14 protein-coding genes are annotated in these 18,569 nt (G+C 73.9%); 8 read left to right on the top strand and 6 right to left on the bottom strand.

All coding sequences use genetic code 11. The annotated features are described in order from the left end of the window. Positions 1-57: 57 nt before the first annotated feature. Positions 58-3,906, top strand: coding sequence for an isoleucine--tRNA ligase (gene ileS, locus WME73_RS23740; protein ID WP_437917157.1), 3,849 nt, complete (start codon positions 58-60; stop codon positions 3,904-3,906). Positions 3,907-3,975: 69 nt separating this feature from the next. Here ileS and WME73_RS23735 read toward each other — a convergent pair whose 3' ends face one another. Continuing rightward, a complete protein-coding gene (locus tag WME73_RS23735; RefSeq protein ID WP_437917156.1) occupies positions 3,976-5,061 on the bottom strand; it encodes an aldo/keto reductase in 1,086 nt (361 codons plus the stop codon). A 141-nt stretch (positions 5,062-5,202) separates the two neighbouring features. Here WME73_RS23735 and WME73_RS23730 point away from each other — a divergent pair, with 141 nt between their 5' ends. Then, positions 5,203-6,042 (top strand): helix-turn-helix domain-containing protein, encoded by an 840-nt coding sequence (locus WME73_RS23730; protein WP_437917155.1) that lies wholly within the window; start codon positions 5,203-5,205, stop codon positions 6,040-6,042. 262 nt (positions 6,043-6,304) lie between these two features. After that, positions 6,305-7,567 carry an AAA family ATPase gene (locus tag WME73_RS23725; RefSeq protein WP_437917154.1) on the top strand — a complete coding sequence of 421 codons (1,263 nt, stop codon included), beginning with the start codon at positions 6,305-6,307 and terminating at the stop codon, positions 7,565-7,567. 16 nt (positions 7,568-7,583) lie between these two features. Here WME73_RS23725 and WME73_RS23720 read toward each other — a convergent pair whose 3' ends face one another. Then, positions 7,584-8,276, bottom strand: coding sequence for an HAD family hydrolase (locus WME73_RS23720; RefSeq protein ID WP_437747657.1), 693 nt, complete (start codon positions 8,274-8,276; stop codon positions 7,584-7,586). 136 nt (positions 8,277-8,412) lie between these two features. Here WME73_RS23720 and WME73_RS23715 point away from each other — a divergent pair, with 136 nt between their 5' ends. Further along, positions 8,413-10,356 carry a hypothetical protein gene (locus WME73_RS23715; protein ID WP_437917153.1) on the top strand — a complete coding sequence of 648 codons (1,944 nt, stop codon included), beginning with the start codon at positions 8,413-8,415 and terminating at the stop codon, positions 10,354-10,356. Between the two features lie 33 nt (positions 10,357-10,389). Next, the gene (locus WME73_RS23710) at positions 10,390-12,873 is read left to right on the top strand and encodes a hypothetical protein (RefSeq protein ID WP_437917152.1); all 2,484 of its coding nucleotides are present in this window, start codon (positions 10,390-10,392) and stop codon (positions 12,871-12,873) included. Positions 12,874-12,892: 19 nt separating this feature from the next. On the opposite strand, the gene WME73_RS23705 is transcribed toward WME73_RS23710, so the two are convergent. Beyond that, the gene (locus tag WME73_RS23705) at positions 12,893-13,447 is read right to left on the bottom strand and encodes an exonuclease domain-containing protein (RefSeq protein ID WP_437747654.1); all 555 of its coding nucleotides are present in this window, start codon (positions 13,445-13,447) and stop codon (positions 12,893-12,895) included. Between the two features lie 308 nt (positions 13,448-13,755). Between WME73_RS23705 and WME73_RS23700 the strand changes: the two genes are divergently transcribed. Together WME73_RS23700 and WME73_RS23695 are read left to right on the top strand one after the other, a co-directional pair. After that, positions 13,756-14,823: a serine/threonine-protein kinase gene (locus tag WME73_RS23700; RefSeq protein WP_437747653.1), complete on the top strand. Its 1,068-nt coding sequence runs from the start codon at positions 13,756-13,758 to the stop codon at positions 14,821-14,823. Positions 14,824-14,976: 153 nt separating this feature from the next. After that, positions 14,977-15,543 (top strand): hemerythrin domain-containing protein, encoded by a 567-nt coding sequence (locus WME73_RS23695; RefSeq protein ID WP_437747652.1) that lies wholly within the window; start codon positions 14,977-14,979, stop codon positions 15,541-15,543. Here the strand turns inward: WME73_RS23695 and WME73_RS23690 are convergent. The 3 genes from WME73_RS23690 to WME73_RS23680 all read right to left on the bottom strand — a co-directional run bounded on the left by WME73_RS23690 (position 15,540) and on the right by WME73_RS23680 (position 17,736). Next, the gene (locus WME73_RS23690) at positions 15,540-15,923 is read right to left on the bottom strand and encodes a DUF2752 domain-containing protein (protein ID WP_437747651.1); all 384 of its coding nucleotides are present in this window, start codon (positions 15,921-15,923) and stop codon (positions 15,540-15,542) included. The genes WME73_RS23695 and WME73_RS23690 overlap by 4 nt on opposite strands. A 93-nt stretch (positions 15,924-16,016) precedes the next feature. Then, positions 16,017-17,459 (bottom strand): zinc ribbon domain-containing protein, encoded by a 1,443-nt coding sequence (locus WME73_RS23685; RefSeq protein WP_437747650.1) that lies wholly within the window; start codon positions 17,457-17,459, stop codon positions 16,017-16,019. Between the two features lie 133 nt (positions 17,460-17,592). Beyond that, on the bottom strand, positions 17,593-17,736 hold the full coding sequence (locus tag WME73_RS23680; RefSeq protein WP_437917151.1) for a hypothetical protein: 144 nt from the start codon (positions 17,734-17,736) through the stop codon (positions 17,593-17,595). A 348-nt stretch (positions 17,737-18,084) separates the two neighbouring features. Here WME73_RS23680 and nuoE point away from each other — a divergent pair, with 348 nt between their 5' ends. After that, complete coding sequence (gene nuoE, locus WME73_RS23675) at positions 18,085-18,567, top strand: NADH-quinone oxidoreductase subunit NuoE (protein WP_044965469.1); 483 nt, start codon at positions 18,085-18,087, stop codon at positions 18,565-18,567. The last annotated feature ends 2 nt before the right edge of the window (positions 18,568-18,569 follow it).

Raw genomic sequence — 18,569 nt, 5'->3', positions numbered from 1 at the left:
CGCGCCGGCCAGCGCTTCCCTCGACGCTGGCAATAGGCCTTGCTACTAGGCCGGGCCATGTCCGAAGCGTCCTCGAAGAAACCGACCGACGGCCCGCCCGAGCCCCTGTTCGACAGGGTGGCGACCGAGCTGAACTTCCCCGCCGACGAGGCGAAGATCCTCGCCTTCTGGAAGCAGCGCCGCATCTTCGAGAAGACGCTCCGCGCCGAGACCCGCGCCACCGGCCCCTCGCGGGGCACGTTCGTCTTCTACGAGGGCCCGCCGACCGCCAACGGCATGCCGCACAACGGCCACGTGCTCACGCGCGCCGTGAAGGACATCTTCCCCCGGTACAAGACCATGCGCGGCTACGACGTGCCGCGGAAGGCCGGCTGGGACACGCACGGGCTGCCGGTCGAGGTCGAGGTCGAGAAGGAGCTGCGCATCCACGGCAAGGCCGACATCGAGCGGTACGGCGTCGAGCCGTTCATCTCGCGCTGCGTCGACTCCGTCTTCCGGTACACCGAGGCGTGGGAGAACCTGACCGACAAGATCGGCTTCTGGGTCGACCTCGACAGCGCCTACGTCACCTACCACCGGAGCTACGTCGAGAGCGTCTGGTGGGCGCTCTCCCAGCTGCACAGGAAGGGGCTGCTCTACCGCGGCCACCGCGTCTGCTGGTGGTGGCCCCAGGGCGGGACGGCGCTCAGCGCGGCCGAGGTCGGCTCGAACTACAAGACGGTCGACGACCCCAGCGTGTTCGTCGCGTTCCCGCTCGTCGACGAGCCGGACACCGCGCTCTGCGCCTGGACGACGACCCCGTGGACCTTGCCCTCGAACGGCTACGCCGCGGTCCGGCCCGAGTTCGATTACGTCGTCGTCGACGCGGGCGCGGCGCCCGTGGCCGGCAAGCTCATCGTGGCCGCGGCGCTGCGCGAGGAGCTCGCCAAGAAGTTCAAGCGGGACCTGCCCGTCCTCCGCGAGCTCAAGGGGAGCGAGCTCGTCGGCAAGCGCTACCGCCCGCCGTTCGACGCCTTCGCGAGGTCGCTCGAAGGCGCCTCCCTGCGCAGGAAGGACGGCAAGGCAGAGCCGCTCTACTGGATCGTCCTCGGCGCGGATTTCGTCACGCTCGACTCCGGCACCGGCATCGTCCACGTCGCGCCCGCCTTCGGCGAGGACGACTTCAACGCGCACCGGCGGCGGATCGCGGAGCTCGCCGAGCCGGGCGCCGACGTCCCGATGCTCTGCGCGGTGCGGCCGGACGGCACGTTCGAGCCGGGGCTCACGGCGTTCTCGGGCCTCTGGGTGAAGGACGCCGATTCGCTGATCATCAAGGATCTCGCGGCCCGCGGGCTGCTCGTCCACGAGGAAAAGTACCGCCACGACTACCCGTTCTGCTGGCGCGCGGACGACGACCCGCTGATCCAGCTCGCGCGGCCGGCCTGGTACATCAGGACCCGGGACAACATCGACAAGGCGATCGCCAACAACCGCGCGGTCCACTGGCACCCGTCGCACATCCAGGAGGGCCGCTTCGGCGACTTCCTCGCCAACAACGTGGACTGGGCGCTCTCGCGCGAGCGGTACTGGGGGACGCCGCTCAACGTCTGGGTCTGCGCGAACGACGAGGAGCACCAGCTCGCCCCGGCCTCGGTCGCCGAGATCGAGGCGCTGAACCCGCGCGCCTTCGACCACTTCCGCGACGCCAAGAAGGCCGACCCCGGCCTGAACGAGCACCTCATCGTCCACAAGCCGTGGATCGACAAGGTGACGTTCCCGTGTCCGAGCTGCGGCGGCGAGATGCGCCGCGTGACCGAGGTCATCGACGCCTGGTTCGACAGCGGGAGCATGCCGTTCGCGCAGTGGGGCTACCCGCACGCGGAGGGCTCGAAGGAGCTGTTCGATCGCGCGTTCCCGGCGGACTTCATCAGCGAGGCGATCGATCAGACGCGGGGCTGGTTCTACTCGCTGCTGATGGTCTCGACGCTGGTCTTCGACGAGGCGACGCAGGAGAAGCTCGGGCTGTCGCGGGTCCGGAGCTACCCGCACCCGTACCAGACGTGCGTCGTGCTCGGGCACGTCGGCGACCGCGAGGGCAAGAAGGAGAGCAAGTCGAAGGGCAACTACACGCCGCCCGAGGTCATCCTCGAGCGCGTCCGGATGGAGTTCGCGGCGGCCGACGGCGCCGACGCCGGGCTCGGCGCGGCGAAGGACGGCGTCGCGATCATCGCGCGCGAGGACTACGAGGGGCTCGATCTCACGGGCGACTCGGCGAAGGTGCGGGTCTACCGCGCCGATCGCGAGGGCGCGGCGGTGACGCTGGAGCTCAGGCCCACGACGGGCAACAAGCGTCTTCCGCGCCGCATCGTCGCGCTCTCCCGCGGAGACCTAGACCGCCTGGGCCTCTCGCCGGCCGACAAGGCGTTCTCGGTGATGCCCAACGACGTGCCCAGGCTACCGCAGGACCAGCGCGTCTTCATCGAGGACCCGGCGACGCCCGCGCCCGGGGCCGACGCGTTCCGCTGGTTCTTCTACGTGTCCTCCCCGCCGTGGACGAACACGCGCCACTCGCTCACGAACGTGCGCGCGTACCAGAAGGAGTTCGCGGTCAAGCTCCGGAACGTCTACTCGTTCTTCACCATCTACGCGAACATCGACGGCTTCTCGCCCGCGGAGGGGAACCCGGGCGCGACGGACACGTCGCCCGCGGCGCTCGCGGCGAGCGCCGGCTACCGGCCGGCGCGGGAGCGGTCGCTCCTCGACCGGTGGATCCTGTCGGAGCTCGCGCTCTCGACGCGGGAGGTGACGGCGCACCTCGACGAGTACCGGCTGTACGAGGCGGCGCAGCGGCTCGTCGATCTCGTGGACGCGCTCTCGAACTGGTACGTCCGCCGGAGCCGCGCGCGCTTCTGGGCCCCTTCGATCGGGGACGCCCTGGAGATCGCCCCGGGCGCGGTGCGGGCGGCCCAGGACAAGCGCGACGCGTACTTCACGCTGTACGAGGTGCTCGTCGCGCTCGCCAAGCTGAGCGCGCCGTTCACGCCGTTCCTCGCCGAGGCGATGTACCAGAACCTGGTGCGGCGGCCGTGGCCCGCGTCGCAGCCGGAGAGCGTGCACCTCGTGGCGTTCCCCCAGGCCGACGCCGCCGCGGTCGACGAGCCGCTCGCGATCGAGATGCGCGCGGTGCGCGAGCTCGTCTCGCTCGGCCTGCAGGTGCGCACGGCGAACAAGCTCAAGGTGCGGCAGCCGCTCTCGCGGGCCGACGTCGTGCTGTCGCAGCAGGGGCTCGCGGCGGCGCTCGCCGAGCACGTGCCGCTCATTGCCGAGGAGCTCAACGTCCACGAGGTGCGCTTCCTGAAGCCCGGCGAGGAGGGGAGCGCGGTCCGCTACGTGCTCAAGCCGAACTTCCGCGCGCTCGGGCCGAAGCTCGGCAAGAAGGTGCAGCTCGCGAAGCAGGTCCTGGCGAAGGCCGACGCGGCGGCGCTCCGCGCGGCGCTCGCGACCGAGGGCAAGATCGCGATCGCGCTCGACGGCGAGCAGGTCGAGCTCGGCCCCGAGGAGATCGACGTCGCGGTCGAGGCGGGCGAGGGCTTCGCGGCGGCCGGCGGCCGCGCGGGGGTCGTCGTGCTGCACACGGCGCTCACGGACGCGCTCCGCGACGAGGGGCTCGGCCGGGAGATCCTCTCGCGGGTGCAGGGGCTGCGGAAGGAGCTCGACCTCGGCTTCACCGAGCGGATCCGGCTCGCGCTCGACGGCGGCGAGCGGGCCCGCAAGGTCGCCGAGGCGGCGCGCGAGATGCTCATGCAGGAGGCGCTCGCCGCCGAGCTCGTGCTGGGCGCGGCGCCCGCGGCGTGGGGGCAGGCCGAGCGGCGCGAGGTCAACGTCGACGGCGAGGCGCTCGCGATAACGCTCGCGCGGACGGCGTGAGGGCGCCGGGGGGGATCTGCCGCGACGGAGACTCGGACGAGCGCCCCCGCCCGGGCGCTCGGCGCGTGCTCAGTACCGCTCGCTGTCGTTCTTCGGCGCCATCGGCCACGCCGGCGCGCTCTCGCCGTTGATCGTCGTGCCGCCGTTCATGAACGCGCCGGCCAGGCGCAGGAAGCCGGCGGGGAAGTCGAGCGTCGGCGCCGAGAGCGCGTCGAGCGCGGTCACCTGATCGGGCGCGAGCTTCACCTCCAGGGAGGCGAGGTTGTCGTCGAGCTGCGCCAGCGTGCGCGCGCCGATGATGGTGGAGGTGACGCCCGGCCGGGCCACCACCCAGGCGAGCGCCACGCGCGCCGGCGTGGTGTCGAGATCCCTGGCGATCTCGACGAGCTTGTCGACGACGGCGTACGCCTTGTCGGTGAGCGCGGAGAGCACGAACGGGCCGCGATCGGCCCTGTGCTTGCCGGCGTTCTCCCGCGTGTACTTGCCGGTGAGCACGCCGCTCTTGAGCGGCGACCAGGGCGTGACGCCGAGGCCCAGCTCGCGCGCCATGGGGAGGAGCTCCCCCTCCACCGTGCGCTCGAGGAGCGAGTGCTCGATCTGCAGCGCGATGAACTGCGCCCACCCGCGGAAGCCCGCCAGGACGTGCGCCTGCGCCACCTTCCACGCCGGCGTGTCGGAGGCGCCGACGTAACGGACCTTGCCGGCCGCCACCAGATCGTGGAGCGCTCGCACGGTCTCCTCGATGGGCGTGTTCCTGTCCCAGACGTGCATCCAGTAGAGATCGATGTAGTCGGTCTGCAGGCGGCGCAGCGACTGCTCGCACTGCGCGAAGATGGCCTTCCTCCCGGCGCCGCCGCCGTTGGGGTCGCCGACGTGGAGGTTGGCGGTGAACTTGGTGGCGATCACCGCCCGGTCGCGCTTGCTCGGGTGGCGGCCGAGGTGGTCGCCGATGATCTTCTCGGAGTGGCCCTTGGTGTAGGCGTTGGCGGTGTCGATGAAGTTGCCGCCGCGCTCGATGAAGCGATCGAGGATCGCCTCGGACTCCTTGACGCTGGATCCGAAGCCGTGGTCTTCGCCGAAGGTCATGGCGCCGAGGCACAGGGGGCTGACGCGCAGGCCGGAGCGGCCGAGGGTGACGTAGTGGTCGAGGTTCATCGTGGTCCTCCTGGGGGTTCGGGCTGAAGAGCCCTCGCTGGACCGCACCGTGCGCCCCTGCCGGCGTTCAATCTTGGAGGAAACGGCCGGGACGGGGCCGGGTGGGTTGATGGCGGCCAGCAGCGAGCGCACGATCGCGGCGTGCTGGGATCGATCGAACAGGCCATCGCGCGGCGCGCCCCGCATCCGGAGGCCGGCGCGCCGGCGTCGCGTGTGCTCCGCAATTTCGTCGTCGCCGTCCGCGCCAGCGCGCCGCCGATCACGAACCTCGACCTGCTGCCCGACGGCACGACGTCGCTGGTCTTTCGCCTGCTCGACGCGGACCGCGCCGACCTCGTCGTCCTCGGGCCCAAGACGCGCGCCGTGTACAAGCGCGTGCCGCGCTTCCTGCTCGCGGTCCAGGTGATCTTTCGACCCGGCGGCGCGTACCCCTTCTTCGGTGTGCCGATGGACGAGCTCGCCGATCGCCTCGTCCCGGCGCGCGATCTCTGGGGCCGAGGTGCCGACGTCCTGCTCGAGCAGCTGGTGGCGGCCGGAGCCGGCGTCACGATGGACCCAGCGCGAGCTCGCCTGGAGGCGATCGAACGCGCCCTCGAAGGACGCATGCTCGGCCCCGACGTGTTCGAGCCCGCTTCGGCGGCCGTCGCGCGCGCCGCGCTCCGGAAGCTCTCGCTCGGAGGAATCACCGTGGAAGAGACGGCGAGCGCGCTCCACGTCAGCCCGCGGAACCTGCGGCGCGCCTTCGTCGCGACCGTCGGCGTCTCGCCGAAGCAGTACGCGCGCATCGCCCGCTTCCAGCGCGTCGTCTCGAACGTGCAGGTCGCCCGCGGGTCGTGGTCGGAGATCGCCCTTGCGAGCGGGTACTGCGATCAGCCGCACCTGGTCAGGGAGTTCCGCGAGCTCGCGGGGCTCTCGCCGGTGGCGTTCATGAAGCGACGCTCGACCAGCGAGAGCAGCGGCTCGGGCGGAGGCCGTGGGTGAACGGTCCAAGGGGCTCCAAGGCGCTTGGTGCGACCGCGCGGGTCGCGGGGTTCCGGCGCGATTACGTGCCGGGCCTTACGATCCTGCGGGTGTGACCGCCTCGCATCGCGGGGCGGCGCTCCTTCGGCAAGGATCTTGTTGCGGACATCGCTGGCGAGGCGTTCGATGATCCTCGTCGGGTGGGGCGCATCGGAGATTTTCAGGACGGTACCGAGACCGAGGGCCGCGCATCGCCGGCCCGTGACGGGCGATGGCCTGCCCGGTGGACGTCCTCGAACCGAGGCTCCGGGCCGCGATGATCACCCATGTCTACGTCAGCAACTACGGCAGCGTCGGGGCTGGGCTCGAGCTCACGCTCGGGTCGCTGACCGCGCTCGTCGGTCCGCCGGGCTCGGGCAAGGGCTGCCTGCTCGACGCGGTGCGGTTCCTCGCCGAGTGCGCCAACGGGGCGTTCGATCTGGCGGCGGCGAACCGGCGCGGCGCCGGCGCGCTGGAGGGCGCGCGCGGCGACGGCGCGCTCACCACGCTCGGGGTCGCGGTCTCCAGGACCGAGGGCCACGGGTTCTGGCTCGTGCAGCTCGCGCCGGGAGAGCGGGAGGGCGAGGCGCGCGTCAAGAGCGAGACGGCCGCGTGGTGGCAGCGCAGCGCGCTCACGCGGCTCGTCAAGCCGGGCCTGCGCGAGGTCTTCGACGCCGGCAGCGACGCGCCCGAGGTCTCCTTCGACCGGCTGAAGGGCAGCCCGAAGGGGTTCTCGCGCAAGGACAAGGGGCGCAGCGGCACGCTCGCGTACCGCGGCGTCGCCCCCATCGCCGTGAGCGGCACGAAGCTCGTCCTGCCGCTGCTCTCCGATGGACCGCTCACCCCGATGCTCGACGAGCTGCGCCGGGCGGTCCTCTACTCCCTCGCGCCGCGCACGCTGCGCTCGCCCCAGAAGCTCAGCGCTTCCCGGCGCCTCAAGGCGAGCGGCGACAACTGGGGCTCGGTCCTCCGCGCGCTCGCGAAGGAGCGATGGCAGGACGATTTCCTCGCCGGGCTGTCCCAGGTGATCGGCGACGTCGACGGCGCCCGCGCGTCCTCGTCCGGCGGGTTCCTCGTCCCGGAGCTGCGCCACGGCGTCGACGGCGACGGGCGCGAGCGCTGGCGGGCCGCCGCGGACGAGCCGGACGCCACGCTGCGGCTCGCCGCCATGGTCACGGCGCTCTCGCAGGAGCCCCCGCTCGTGCTCGCCGGCTTCGAGCACCCCGACGCGGGCGTCGATCGCGCCGCGCTCCCGGCGCTCCTCGAGTACCTGCGCGGCGCGTCCGCCCAGCGCCAGCTCCTGCTCACGACCGAGAGCCCCGCGCTCCTCGATCTCCTGCCGCCCGACGCCGTCTACTCGGTGGAGCGCCGCGACGGCGCGACCGCCGCGTCGTCCATCGACGAGGCGCAGCGGAGGGCGCTCCGGGAGCGGCTCGGCGCCCCGGAGAGCCAGCGCTCGGTGGCCGCGCGCGCGGCGCGCGCCGGGCGCCCGCCCGGTGCCTCCTGAGCCCGCCCGAGCGCCGCTACGACGCGAGCCGCTCCCCCGGCGGCGCGAGCGGCGACGCGCCGTAGCGCGCGAGGAGATCCTCCGGATCGAGGTAGATCGCCGCGCATCCGGCCTCGAGGAGCTCCATTTCAGGGAAGCCTCCGCAGAGGAGCCCCACCGAGAGGAGGCCGAGCTTCGCCGCGGCCTCGGCGTCGGACGGCGCGTCGCCGACGAGCACGACCTCGCGAGGATCGACGCTGCCGAGCCGGTCGAGCGCCGCCTCGAGGACGTCGGGGCGCGGCTTCGACCTGTCCGCGTCGTCGGCCGATACCGTCCACGAGACCAGATCGCCCACCCGGGCGAGCTCGACGCTGGCGTCGAGCTCGCCGCGCGGTGTCGGCGAGGCGAGCACGATCCGGCGCCCGTCGCGCACGACGCGCTGGAACAGCTCGCGCACGCAGGGGAACGCCCGGGCGCCTGGGAGGAGCTCGCGCCCGTAGATCTGGTCGCGCAGCGAGGAAATACCGGCGCCGATCCAGCCGAGCTCCTCGGGCGAGAGGAACGTCTGCAGCAGCTGGTCCGCGCCCTTGCCGACCTGGCTGCGCAGCTTCTCCCGCGGGACCTCGCGGCCGAACCGCCGGAAGGCCTGCTGCCAGGCGGCCGCGTGCAGATCGACGGTGTCGAGGATCGTGCCGTCGACACCGAAAATGACGGCGCTGACGCTGACCATGGCGCGACACGTGGCGCAGGGCGGGACGCACCGCCATCGGAGGGCTCCCGACGGCCCCTCCGCGCCGCGCCGGCTGCGCTCGGCCGGAGTCGCGATAGACTGGCCGGGGAGGTCGAGCGGGCAGGGCGATGACGACATGAACAGGCGGCTGTCTGCACTCGCGGTCCTCCTCGGCGGGCTGCTCGGCCCGGCCGGCGCCGCAGCGGCCGAGCCCGCGCTGATCGCGGTCGATCTGGACGACGACGACGCCGACGGCGTGCCGGACGGCGAGCAGCCTCGCGCGCCGCCCGCCCCGGAGCTCCTGGCGCTGCGCGCGCCGCGCGGCGCGAGCCAGGCGCCCGCGGCGATCCCCGCCGGCCTGCGGCTCCTCGTCGACGGCAGCCCGGTCAAGCCCGGCGCGGCGATCCCCGCGGGCGCCCGCCGCGTCGAGATCCAGGCGGTCCGCGCCGGGCGCAGCGAGATCGCGCTCTTCGGCGAGGCGCGGACGATCAGCGCGTTCGAGGTCCGCGCGATCGACGGCGCCGGGCGGCGCATCGACATGGCGCGCTCCCACGCCTCGCTGCAGCGCACGCCCCCGGACCGGCTCGGCGACGATCCGTTCGCGAACCTCGACGATCCCGACGCGATCCGGCTGCTCGTCATCGGCGCGCCGGAGGATCTGCCGCTCACGCTGGACATCCACTCCGCGGCGCCGTCCGGCGGGGCGATCGATCGCCTCCCCGACGTGCCGCTCAGCCACGTGCGGTGCCCGGAGGACGTGCCGCCGGGCCTCGTGTGCGGATCGACGCGCCCCCTCCGGGTGGTCGCGGACGACATCGATCGCAACCACCCGATGATCGTCGATCGCTCCGTGAAGGGCGAGGTCGGCGGGGCGCTCGTCGTCGCCCTGCCCGGCGGGCCGAAGATCCAGATGATCCGCGTCGCCGGCCCGCGCGCCTCGCCGCTCGGGCCGCTCGGGCGCACGCGCGCGCGCCTCCGGATCGTCATGGTGCGCCCCCGCGCCGGCGGCCCGCCGCCGATGGGCGGAGACGACGCGGGCGCGCTCGCCATCGCGCGCGCGGAGGTCGAGCGGGCGAACGCCCTCTGGGGCGCGTGCGGCGTGAGCTTCGGCCCGCCCGAGGCGCTCGACGTCACCTTCGTCGATCCGCCGCGCCCGCACCTGCTCGCGATCGGCTGCGACCACGGCCTGCCGGCCAGCGGCGGCGCGATCCGGGTGCGCGTCGACGGCCACGAGGTCACCGCGGCGATCGCGCCCCGCGCGCGCCCCGACGCGGCGGCCCGGGCCGTCGCCGCGGCGATCGGCGCGGCGGGGTTCTCGGTGCGCCTCTCCGACAACCCGGCCATCGGCGCGGGCGCCTACGGGACCGCCGACGTGCTCGTGCGACGGCCGGGCGGCGCGCTCGCGACCATCGAGCCGCCGACGGCGGGCGCGCTGAGCACCGACGCGACGCTCACGGCGTGCATCGGCGCCGTGGACCTCGACGACGGCCTCCAGCACTTCAGCGACACGGACGCGATCGCCGGCACGGTCGAGGAGCGGGCGCTGCTCAAGGCGTTCGACGACGGCGATCCCTCGACCGTCGACCTCGTGATGGTCCCGAGCTTCGCGGGCGGCGGGCGGATCGGCGAGTCGTTCATCTTCGCCGACGGCGGGGCGATCCGGAACACGATCATCGAGGATCGCGCCGGCCTGCGCGCGGATCGCGCGTCGTTCGCGCTGTCGCACGAGCTCGGCCACGTGCTGCTCGACGAGCCGGGGCACCCGGACGATTTCGGGATCGACACGCCGACCCGGCTGATGGACGCCGACGCGGCCAACGCCTCCGCGTACGGGCCGCGCCGCATCACCGTCGACGAGTGCGCGCGTGCGATCAGACAAAGCGGCGCGGCGGCGCCGCGCCCGGGCCAACAGAGCGGTGCGGCGGCGCCGCGCCTGGGCGGGTACCCGCCGCGCGGCGCGAAGGGCGCTCCGGCGGGGGCCGAGGCGGAGGCGCAGGGCGGCGCGCCCGGGTTCCGGCCGAGCGGCCCTGTGCCGCTGCTCGCGCCGTGGCCGCTCGCCCCGCTCGGTCGAGAGAGGTGAAACGCCGCTTCGCGCTGTGGTAGGAGCGGGCCCATGCGGGTCCCCCAGCGGAGCGGCCTCTTCAGCGGCGTCGCAGCCCTCGCGTGCGCCTCGGTCCTGCTCGAGATCTCGCTCGCGCGGATCTACGCGGCGCTGTTCGGCGAGATCCACGCGTTCCTCGCGCTCTCGCTGTCGCTCGTCGGCGCGGGCGTGGGCGGCGCGCTGCTCTACGTCGTGCCGTCGCTCGCCCGCCCGCCGGCGCTCTTCGCCCGCATGGCGACCCTCGCCGCGCTCGCGTCGGGCGCGACCCTCGCCGCGGTCATCCTGCTCGCGCACCGCGAGCCCCTGTCCGTCCCCGCGCCGGGGTCGCTCCCGTGGCTCGCGCTGTGTTACGCGGCCTCCACGGTCCCGTTCGCGCTCGCGGGCCTCGCGCTCGCGGCCGCGATCCGGCACGCGGCGCCGGAGATGCCCCGGCTCTACCTGCTCGATCTCGTCGGCGGCGCGCTCGGCGGGCTCGCCGCGGCCGGCGCGCTCCGCGCGGGCGCGCCCCGCGCCGCGCTCGCGGCGGCGATCTTCTTCGCGGTGGCGGGCATCTTCTTCTACCTCGGGTCGCGCTGCTGCGAGGGCGAGGAGCGGGCGCCCGGCGGCCTCGTCGCCACGTTCGTGCTCGGCTCCTTCGTGCTGCTCGCCGGCGACGTCGGCGCCCCGTGGCTCCGGCTCGCCGGCATCCGCCGGGCGTCGCCCGACCGGACCGAGCACGAGGCCTGGACCGAGCGCTCGCTGATCTCCGTCGATCGACCGAAGGCCGGCGCGGCGCTGATGCGGCTCGGCGGCGCCGCGGCGAGCCCGATCCTCGACGCGAAGGCGACGCCCCCGCCGCAGCCCGAGGACATGGCGTACGCGCTGCACAAGGACCAGGGCCCCGCGCTCGTCGTCGGCGCCGGGGGCGGGCGCGACGTGCGCGCCGCGCTCAAGGCCGGGCAGAAGGACGTTGTCGCCGTCGAGGGCGACCGCGGCGTCCTCGAGGTGATGCGCGGGAGGTACGCCGCGTTCAGCGGCAACCTGTTCGACAAGCCCGAGGTCCACCTCGTGGTGGGCGACGGGCGGAGCTTCGCCAGGCGCACGCCGCTGCTCTTCAGGAACATCGTGATCCCGTCGGCCGACACGGTCGAAGCGTCGACGACCGGCGCGCTCGCGCTCTCGGAGAGCCGGCTCCACACGCTGGAGGGCGTCGGGGACTTCCTTTCGCGCCTCCTGCCCGAAGGCACGCTCGTCCTGGCCCGCGCGGACGCGGATTTCGATCGGCTGCTCTCGCTCGTGACCGCGGCGCTGCGCCGCGCGGGCGTGGCCGCGCCGAAGGACCACCTCTTCGCGTGCAGCGCCGCGCAGAAGACCGCGCTGCTCGCCCGGCGCACGCCGCTCGCGCGCGAGGACGTCGAGGCGCTCCGCCGCCACTGCCGCAAGCACAGGTTCTCGGAGGTCCTCGCCCCCGACCGCCCGGCGACCCCGGTCCGCAGCCTGCTCGTCGCGGCGGCCGCGCCCACGGCCTCCGCGGCGGCCGCGCGCGTCGCCGACGGCGCGGCCGCGGAGGCCGATCTGACGCCGCCCACCGACGACAGGCCGTTCTTCGCGTACACCGTCCCGGCGCGCCGCCTGCCCGCGGTGCTCGGCGACGTCGGGGCCCTCCGCGCCGGGCACACGGCCCTCTTCGCGCTCGCGCTGCTGCTCGCCGTCGGCGCGGTCCTCTCCGCGCTCGGCGTGCTGCTCCCGGTGCTCGCCGCGCGCCGTCGGCGCGGGCACCTCGCGCCGCAGGACGCGCCCGCGCAGACGGCGCGCGCGTCGACCGCGTCGTCGACGCCGTCCGCCCGAGCGCTCGCGTTCTTCGCCGCGATCGGCGCGGGGTTCGCGCTCGTCGAGCTCGCCGTGCTCCGGCACGGTCTCCTCCTGCTCGACCTGCCCGCGCACGAGCTCCCGGCCGTGCTCGTGATCCTCCTTGTCTCGGCCGGCGTGGGCGGCTACCTGACGGCCCGGGTGGCCCCGGGCGACGCGACGGCGGTCTCCGCGAGGGTGGCGGAGGCGCTGGCCGTGGCCGCGGCGCTCTCGGCGATGGGCCTCGTGCCGCTCGCGCGGTGGGGCCTCGGGCTCGGGGCCTTCCCGCGCGCGCTCCTCGCCATCGCGCTCCTCGTGCCGTTCGGCGTGCTCGCGGGCTCGCTCGTGCCGCTCGGGGTCAAGATCGTGGACTCGGTCTCGTCGGCGCTGCTGCCGTGGTGCTGGGCGCTCTGCGCCTTCGCGGGCGCGACCGCGATGGCCCTCGGCGCCCTGTGCGCGCTGAACCTCGGCTACAGCGCCCTGCTGCTCGGCGCGGGCCTCGCTTACCTCCTCGCCGCGGCGACCGTGCCGCCCGCCGCGGCCGGGGCGACTGCCGCAAGAGACGACGAGCGAGCGGCGTCGTCCGGAGGCGCCGCCGCCAGCGAACCACCGTCCCGGGACGCCGCAGGGGCGCAGCCCGAGGCCCTCGAGGCGGCGCCGATCGCCTGAGCGCCCGGCGCCGCCGGCGTCACCGCCGCGCGGCCAGCAGGAGGTGCGCGAGCAGGCCCGCGATGTTGTGGGCGTCGTCGACGCCGCGGTGGTGCGTGCCCGCTAGCGGCAGGCCGGCGCGCTCCAGGGCCTCGGCCATCCCCACCTCCCGCGACAGCGCGTGCATCACCGCGAAGAGGCTCTTCACGTTGAGGTGGCTCGGCCCGAACGGGAGCGGCACGCCGCGCGACTGGCACTGCCGCTCGAACATGCGCCGGTCGTAGTCGCCGTAGCTCGCCCAGAGGCGATCCTGCGCCTTGAGCTCGCTCCGGAGCGTCGCGCACGCCTCCCTGAACGACACGCCCGCGTCGACGTCCGCCTGCGTCAGCGTCGTGAGCGCCGTACAGAACGGGCTCACGCGCGAGCGCTCAGGGCGCACCAGGATCGAGCGCCGCTCCCGGCGCCGGCACGAGGCGACCTCCAGCGGGCACACGCCGATCTCGATGATCTCGTTCTCTTCGCCCGGCGGCGGGTCGCCGTCCCAGCAGGTCGCTTCCACGTCGATCACGAGAATGAGATCAAGACGCTTCGCCACGTCGTCGCCCTCGGCATGTAGTGAGGAGTGCGCTGCGAAGGTAACGGGGATCGGGACGCAATTTCCTTCAGGATTTTCCCGACCGTCCGGAAACGCCTTGGGCGGTTCGCTTCGTCCGGGCAAAAACCGAGTAGAAACGGGACATAAGCCGGAGGTGCACCCACACGTCGTTGGTCGTTTAGGCACCCAATCCGCTTGCTTGGCGGGCCTGGTCCATGGACACTCGTCAGGTAATTTCTGACGAGGTTCTCTACGTGGATCCTGGCTCCCAACTGCGTTGCTCCTCCGGTTCGGCCAGGGAGAGGTCCGTGATCGCTGAGGCGCTGCCTGACCCTGCCGACCCGGGCCTCGGCCCAGCCGAGGAGCGACGGCTGCCGCCTCGTTCCGGGATCGTCCGCCACGCGGGCCGCGAGCGGGGGGCGCCGAAGGGGCTCCCGCCGGGGCGTGGCGCCGGGGCGGTAGGCGGGATCACCACGGGGGCCCCGGCGTGTGGGCGGCTGGCCGTCGATCCGCTCGTCGGTCGTACAGAGCACGGACTGCACATCGAGCGGCTCATCGCCGAGGGGGGGATGGGCGCGGTGTACGCGGCCCGCCGCGCCGCGACGGGAGAGCCGGTCGCCCTCAAGGCGCTCCGGCGCGTGCACGCGGGGGACTCCGGGATCGAGAGCCGGTTCGCCCGCGAGGTGCGGCTCGCCCGCCGCATCGACCACCCGAACGTCTGCCCCGTGCTCGGCGAGGGGCGCCTCGAGGACGGGCGGCCGTTCTTCGTGATGCCGCTCTTCGACGGCGTGACGCTGAGCGAGGAGGTCCGGCAGCGCGGCCCCTTGCCGATCGGCCGCGCGCTCTCCCTCGCGGACCAGATCCTCGCCGGCCTCGCGGCGATGCACGCGGCGAAGGTCGTCCACCGCGACCTCCAGCCCGGCAACATCCTGCTCGTCCCCGGGGCGCGGGGCGCCGGGGCAGGGGAGGGCGCGACGACGGTCAAGCTCATCGATCTCGGCTTCGCGCACGAGCCCGGCGTCGACACGGGCGACGGCGTGACGCCGGACAGCCCCGGGTCGCTCGTCGGCACGCTGCGCTTCATGTCGCCGGAGCAGGCGATGCGGAGCCGCGCGATCACCGAGCGGAGCGACCTGTTCGCGGCCGCGCTGCTCATCTACTACGCCCTCTCGGGCAAGCTCCCCTTCCGGGGCCGGGGCGATCTCGACGTGCTCGTCGCGATCGTGCGGTCCGCGCCCGTGCCCCTCCGGCGGGAGCGCCGTGATGTCCCGCGCGTGCTCGACGAGGTGCTCTCGCGGGCCCTGTCCAAGCACCCCGACCACCGCTTCCCCAGCGCCTCGGCGATGCGCGACGCCCTCGCCGACGTGCCGGTGTAGCCAAGGCAGCGCTCCGCGCGCCCCGGCGCCGGCCCGCTCCTTGCCACGACGGTGCCGCCTGCACCGCGCCGCCCGGCACCGCGATCCGGGGCTGTGCACGCGCTGCTCAAGCGCGGCGGCGCGGGGCGGTGAGCTTCACGCGAGGGGAACCCCATGGACGCACTCGATCTCTTGGAGCAGCAGCATCTCGAAGTTAGCGCCCTGATAGCGCGCATCGCCGCCGAGCCCAGCCCGGGCCTCCGGACGGCGATGGTCGCGCAGCTCTCCCGGATGATCGACGCGCACGTACGCATCGAGGAGACGTACCTCTACCCGGTGTGTGCCGAGCGGATGGCCGGCGACAGGAAGCCGCTCCACGACGCGTACGAGAAGCACGGCCTCGCGCGCTTCGCGGCGGACAACCTGCTGCGCACGCGCGTGACCGATGTGCGCTTCGAGGCGCGCCTCCGGCTCCTGCGGGACATTTTCGCCCACCACGCCGACGAGGAGGAGGACATCCTGTTCCCCAAGGCGAAGCGGGGCCTGACGGACGAGCAGCTCGACGTGATCGGCAGCGATCTGGAGCGCGCTTACGAGGTGCTGCTGCGCGTCGGCGTGCCCGCGGGCGCCCCGCTCGCGCGCTCGCAGCGCGGCTGGCCCCGGCGCGGTGCCCACGCCGTGCGCTCCCTGCGCCCCGTCTCACGGCGCCGGGGCGAAGCGCTCCGCGTCCGGGGCTGCTAAACCGGGACGGGGCCGCTGAAGGCCCCGAAGAAGCGCGCGATCCAGACGGCGAGCATCAGGACCGCCAGCGCGATGCCGAGCCGCGTGACCCACGCGCCCTGCATCCCCTCGGCGGCCGCGATGCGGCCGTCCTTCACGTAGATCGCCGCGTTGTACGCGAGCGCGGCGATCACGAGCGGCGCCATGACCGGGGAGAGAGGGTGGAGGCGCAGCGCGTCGGCCAGGTGGCCCTGCGCGAGGGCGAGCGTCGCGCGCGTGAGCCCGCAGCCGGGGCAGGGGTGGCGGGTGACGATCGCGAACGGGCAGAGCGGGGCGCCGCACGCGACGAGGAGCCCGAGCACCGCCGCCACCGTGCCCAGGCGCGCAGCGCGGCCGCGCACGTGCGCCGCGCTCCATCGGGACAGGGCCGACGGAGCGGGGGAACGGGCTTCGGTCGAGCTGGACGGCGACACGGCGGAGGACCGCGGCGCGGGTCAGGCCGCGTTCGGGTCCCAGACCTCGTTGAGGTCCTTCGCGAGGGCGTAGAGCGGGAGGAAGACGTAGAGCACGATGCCCTCAGCCTGCTGGTTGCGCGAGCCGGCCATCTGCTTGGCCCGGGTCACTTGCTCCGGCACCTTCACCCAGAGGAAGTAGTAGTTGAGGAACGGGATGAAGAGGTACCAGGGCTTGAACTCGGGGTCCTTCGTCGCCTGCTGGAGCTCGTTCAGCATCGCCCACATCTGCCAGAGGGCGTAGAGGAAGCAGACCATCCCGATCACACACACCGTGACCGGATTGCGGATCTCACCCTTCGCGCCCGGGGCCATCGAGCCGCCGCCGCCGTACACGCCCAGGTTGCTGGCCGCCTGGCCGAACTGGCCGGGCGCCGACATCTGAGCGCCGCCGGGCGACCCGCCGTAGCCGGGATCGCTCACGCCCGGAGGGCTGCCGTAGCTGCCGCCGGGCGAGCCGCCGTAGCCGCCGCCCGGAGGGCTGCCATAGCCGCCAGCCGGCGAGCCGCCGTAGCCGCCGCCCGGAGGGCTGCCGTAGCTGCCGCCCGGGGGGCTGCCGTAGCCGCCGCCCATCGGGTCCTGGCCCGGAGGCGGCCCATACCCGCTGGCGCCGTGCTGCGGAGGCTGCCCGTAGCCGGGAGGCGCGCCGCCAGGCGGCTGCCCGTAGCCGGGCGGCTGCCCGTAGCCGGGCGGCTGCCCGTAGCCGGGAGGCGCGCCGCCGAGGCCGCCCATCGGGTCCTGGCCCGGGGGCGGTCCGAAAGGATTCCCGCCCGGACCGCCCTGAGGGGGCTGGCCGTAGCCTCCCTGAGGGGGCTGGCCGTAGCCTCCCTGAGGGGGCTGGCCGTAGCCTCCCTGAGGGGGCTGGCCGTAGCCGCCGGGCGGAGGAAACGCGCCGGGCGGCGCGCCCGCGGCCCCGCCCATGCCGCCGGGCGGCTGGCCCGGGGCGCCGTACCCGGGCAGCTGGTCGATCGCCATGGTGCCGCCGAGCGGGTTCACGCCCTGGGGCTGCTGGCCGAACGGCGCATAGCCGCCCGACGGGCTCGCGGCCGCGCCGCCGAAGGCCGGGCCAGACGGCTGCTGTCCGCCGGGGGACGGCGAGCCGTAGCCCATCCCGGGAGGCGGCGGGGCAGGGGGAGGCCCCGCCGAAGCGCCGAGCCCCGCCGGCGGGACGCCGACCACCGTGCCGGCGAGGCCCTGCGGCGGGCTCGGGATCGCGGCCATGCCCGGCGGCGCTCCGGCAGGAGGCGCCGGAGGCGGAGGCGCCCCCGGCGCGCGCGGACCCGCCGCGCCCGCCCCGGAGGACGGCTGACTCATCAGCATGGTGCCCTTGAACTTCGGCGCGGCTGCGCTCTTCAGGTTGTAGCCGCACTTCGTGCACGTGGACGCCGTTTCCGAGTTTTGCGTCCCACAATTCGGACAGAACACGCACCACCTCCGGCGGGGGATTCGCTGTTACGGATGTCCGCGCCCCTGCGCGTCGTAATGGGCGCCGAGGGTAGTTGAAGCGCGTTCCGGTTCTCAAGTGAAAGACGAAGAACGCTGCGGACTTCTCGGCAGGCTACGCGGTCTTCGTCAGAAAACCCAGGGAGTACCGCGTGGCCACGTGCTCCAGGCGGGGGGCGGGTCCAGGCGGGGGGGCCGCGGGTACGACCACGACCACGACCACGGCGACGAGCACGACGACGAGCACGTGCGCGGGCACGGCCACCTCGAGGGGGAGCCGTCCGGTTTCTGGGCAGCGGCAGGCTTTGTGTGGTCCGCTTTATGTTTCCCCCCGGCGCGCCTTGACAGTGACCACCGTCGCTCACTAGCGTGCCCGCGCCTCGGGACGGCTCCGTACGACGGACAACCGAATGCCCGGCCGCCGGTGCGCGGGGCTGTCCGCCTCCGGCACGCGCCTCCAGATGGAGGCGCACGAGGTAGCGCCCGGTCTGCCGGGCGGACCCTCGTTGAAAGGGACCCGCGTTGCGGGGTCCCGACTGCATGTGGAAGCGGGCACGCCGCGAGCGCGGCGCGCCCAGGGAGCCAGCGGACCGTGCCAACAGCCGACATGACCGAACAATTTGCCCTGACCGCCGAGCGGCGAACCGAGTTCGAGAAGATCCTCGCGCGCTACCCGAACCGCCAGGCCGCGTGCATCCCCGTGCTCCACCTCTGCCAGGAACAGGAGGGGTGGGTCTCCGAGCGGGTGCTCCGCTGGGTCGCCGAGCAGCTCGGCCTCTCGGCGGCGCACGTCCAGGGGGTCGCGACCTTCTACACGCTCTTCAACAAGGAGCCCGTCGGCAAGCATCAGGTCTGGGTCTGCCGGACGCTGAGCTGCGCGCTGAACGGCGCGGACCAGGTGCTCCACCACTGCGAGAAGCGGCTCGGGATCCACGCCGGCGAGACCACGAAGGACGGGAAGATCACGCTGCGCACCGCAGAGTGCCTCGCCTCGTGCGGCACCGCCCCGATGATGCAGGTCGATCGCGACTACCACGAGGGCCTCACGCTCGAGAAGGTGGACGCGATCCTCGATCGGTTGACGAGGTGACG

Source organism: Sorangium sp. So ce302 (assembly GCF_051530145.1).
GTDB lineage: Bacteria > Myxococcota_A > Polyangia > Polyangiales > Polyangiaceae > Sorangium > Sorangium cellulosum_B.
This window is presented reverse-complemented; position numbering and strand designations above follow the sequence as displayed.

What these genes read in the sequence shown, in the direction of transcription:
- ileS (WP_437917157.1), top strand. Translation starts at nt 58, where the DNA reads ATGTCCGAAGCGTCCTCGAAGAAACCGACCGACGGCCCGCCCGAGCCC.
- WME73_RS23735 (WP_437917156.1), bottom strand. Translation starts at nt 5,061, where the DNA reads ATGAACCTCGACCACTACGTCACCCTCGGCCGCTCCGGCCTGCGCGTC.
- WME73_RS23720 (WP_437747657.1), bottom strand. Translation starts at nt 8,276, where the DNA reads ATGGTCAGCGTCAGCGCCGTCATTTTCGGTGTCGACGGCACGATCCTC.
- WME73_RS23715 (WP_437917153.1), top strand. Translation starts at nt 8,413, where the DNA reads ATGAACAGGCGGCTGTCTGCACTCGCGGTCCTCCTCGGCGGGCTGCTC.
- WME73_RS23710 (WP_437917152.1), top strand. Translation starts at nt 10,390, where the DNA reads ATGCGGGTCCCCCAGCGGAGCGGCCTCTTCAGCGGCGTCGCAGCCCTC.
- WME73_RS23695 (WP_437747652.1), top strand. Translation starts at nt 14,977, where the DNA reads ATGGACGCACTCGATCTCTTGGAGCAGCAGCATCTCGAAGTTAGCGCC.
- nuoE (WP_044965469.1), top strand. Translation starts at nt 18,085, where the DNA reads ATGACCGAACAATTTGCCCTGACCGCCGAGCGGCGAACCGAGTTCGAG.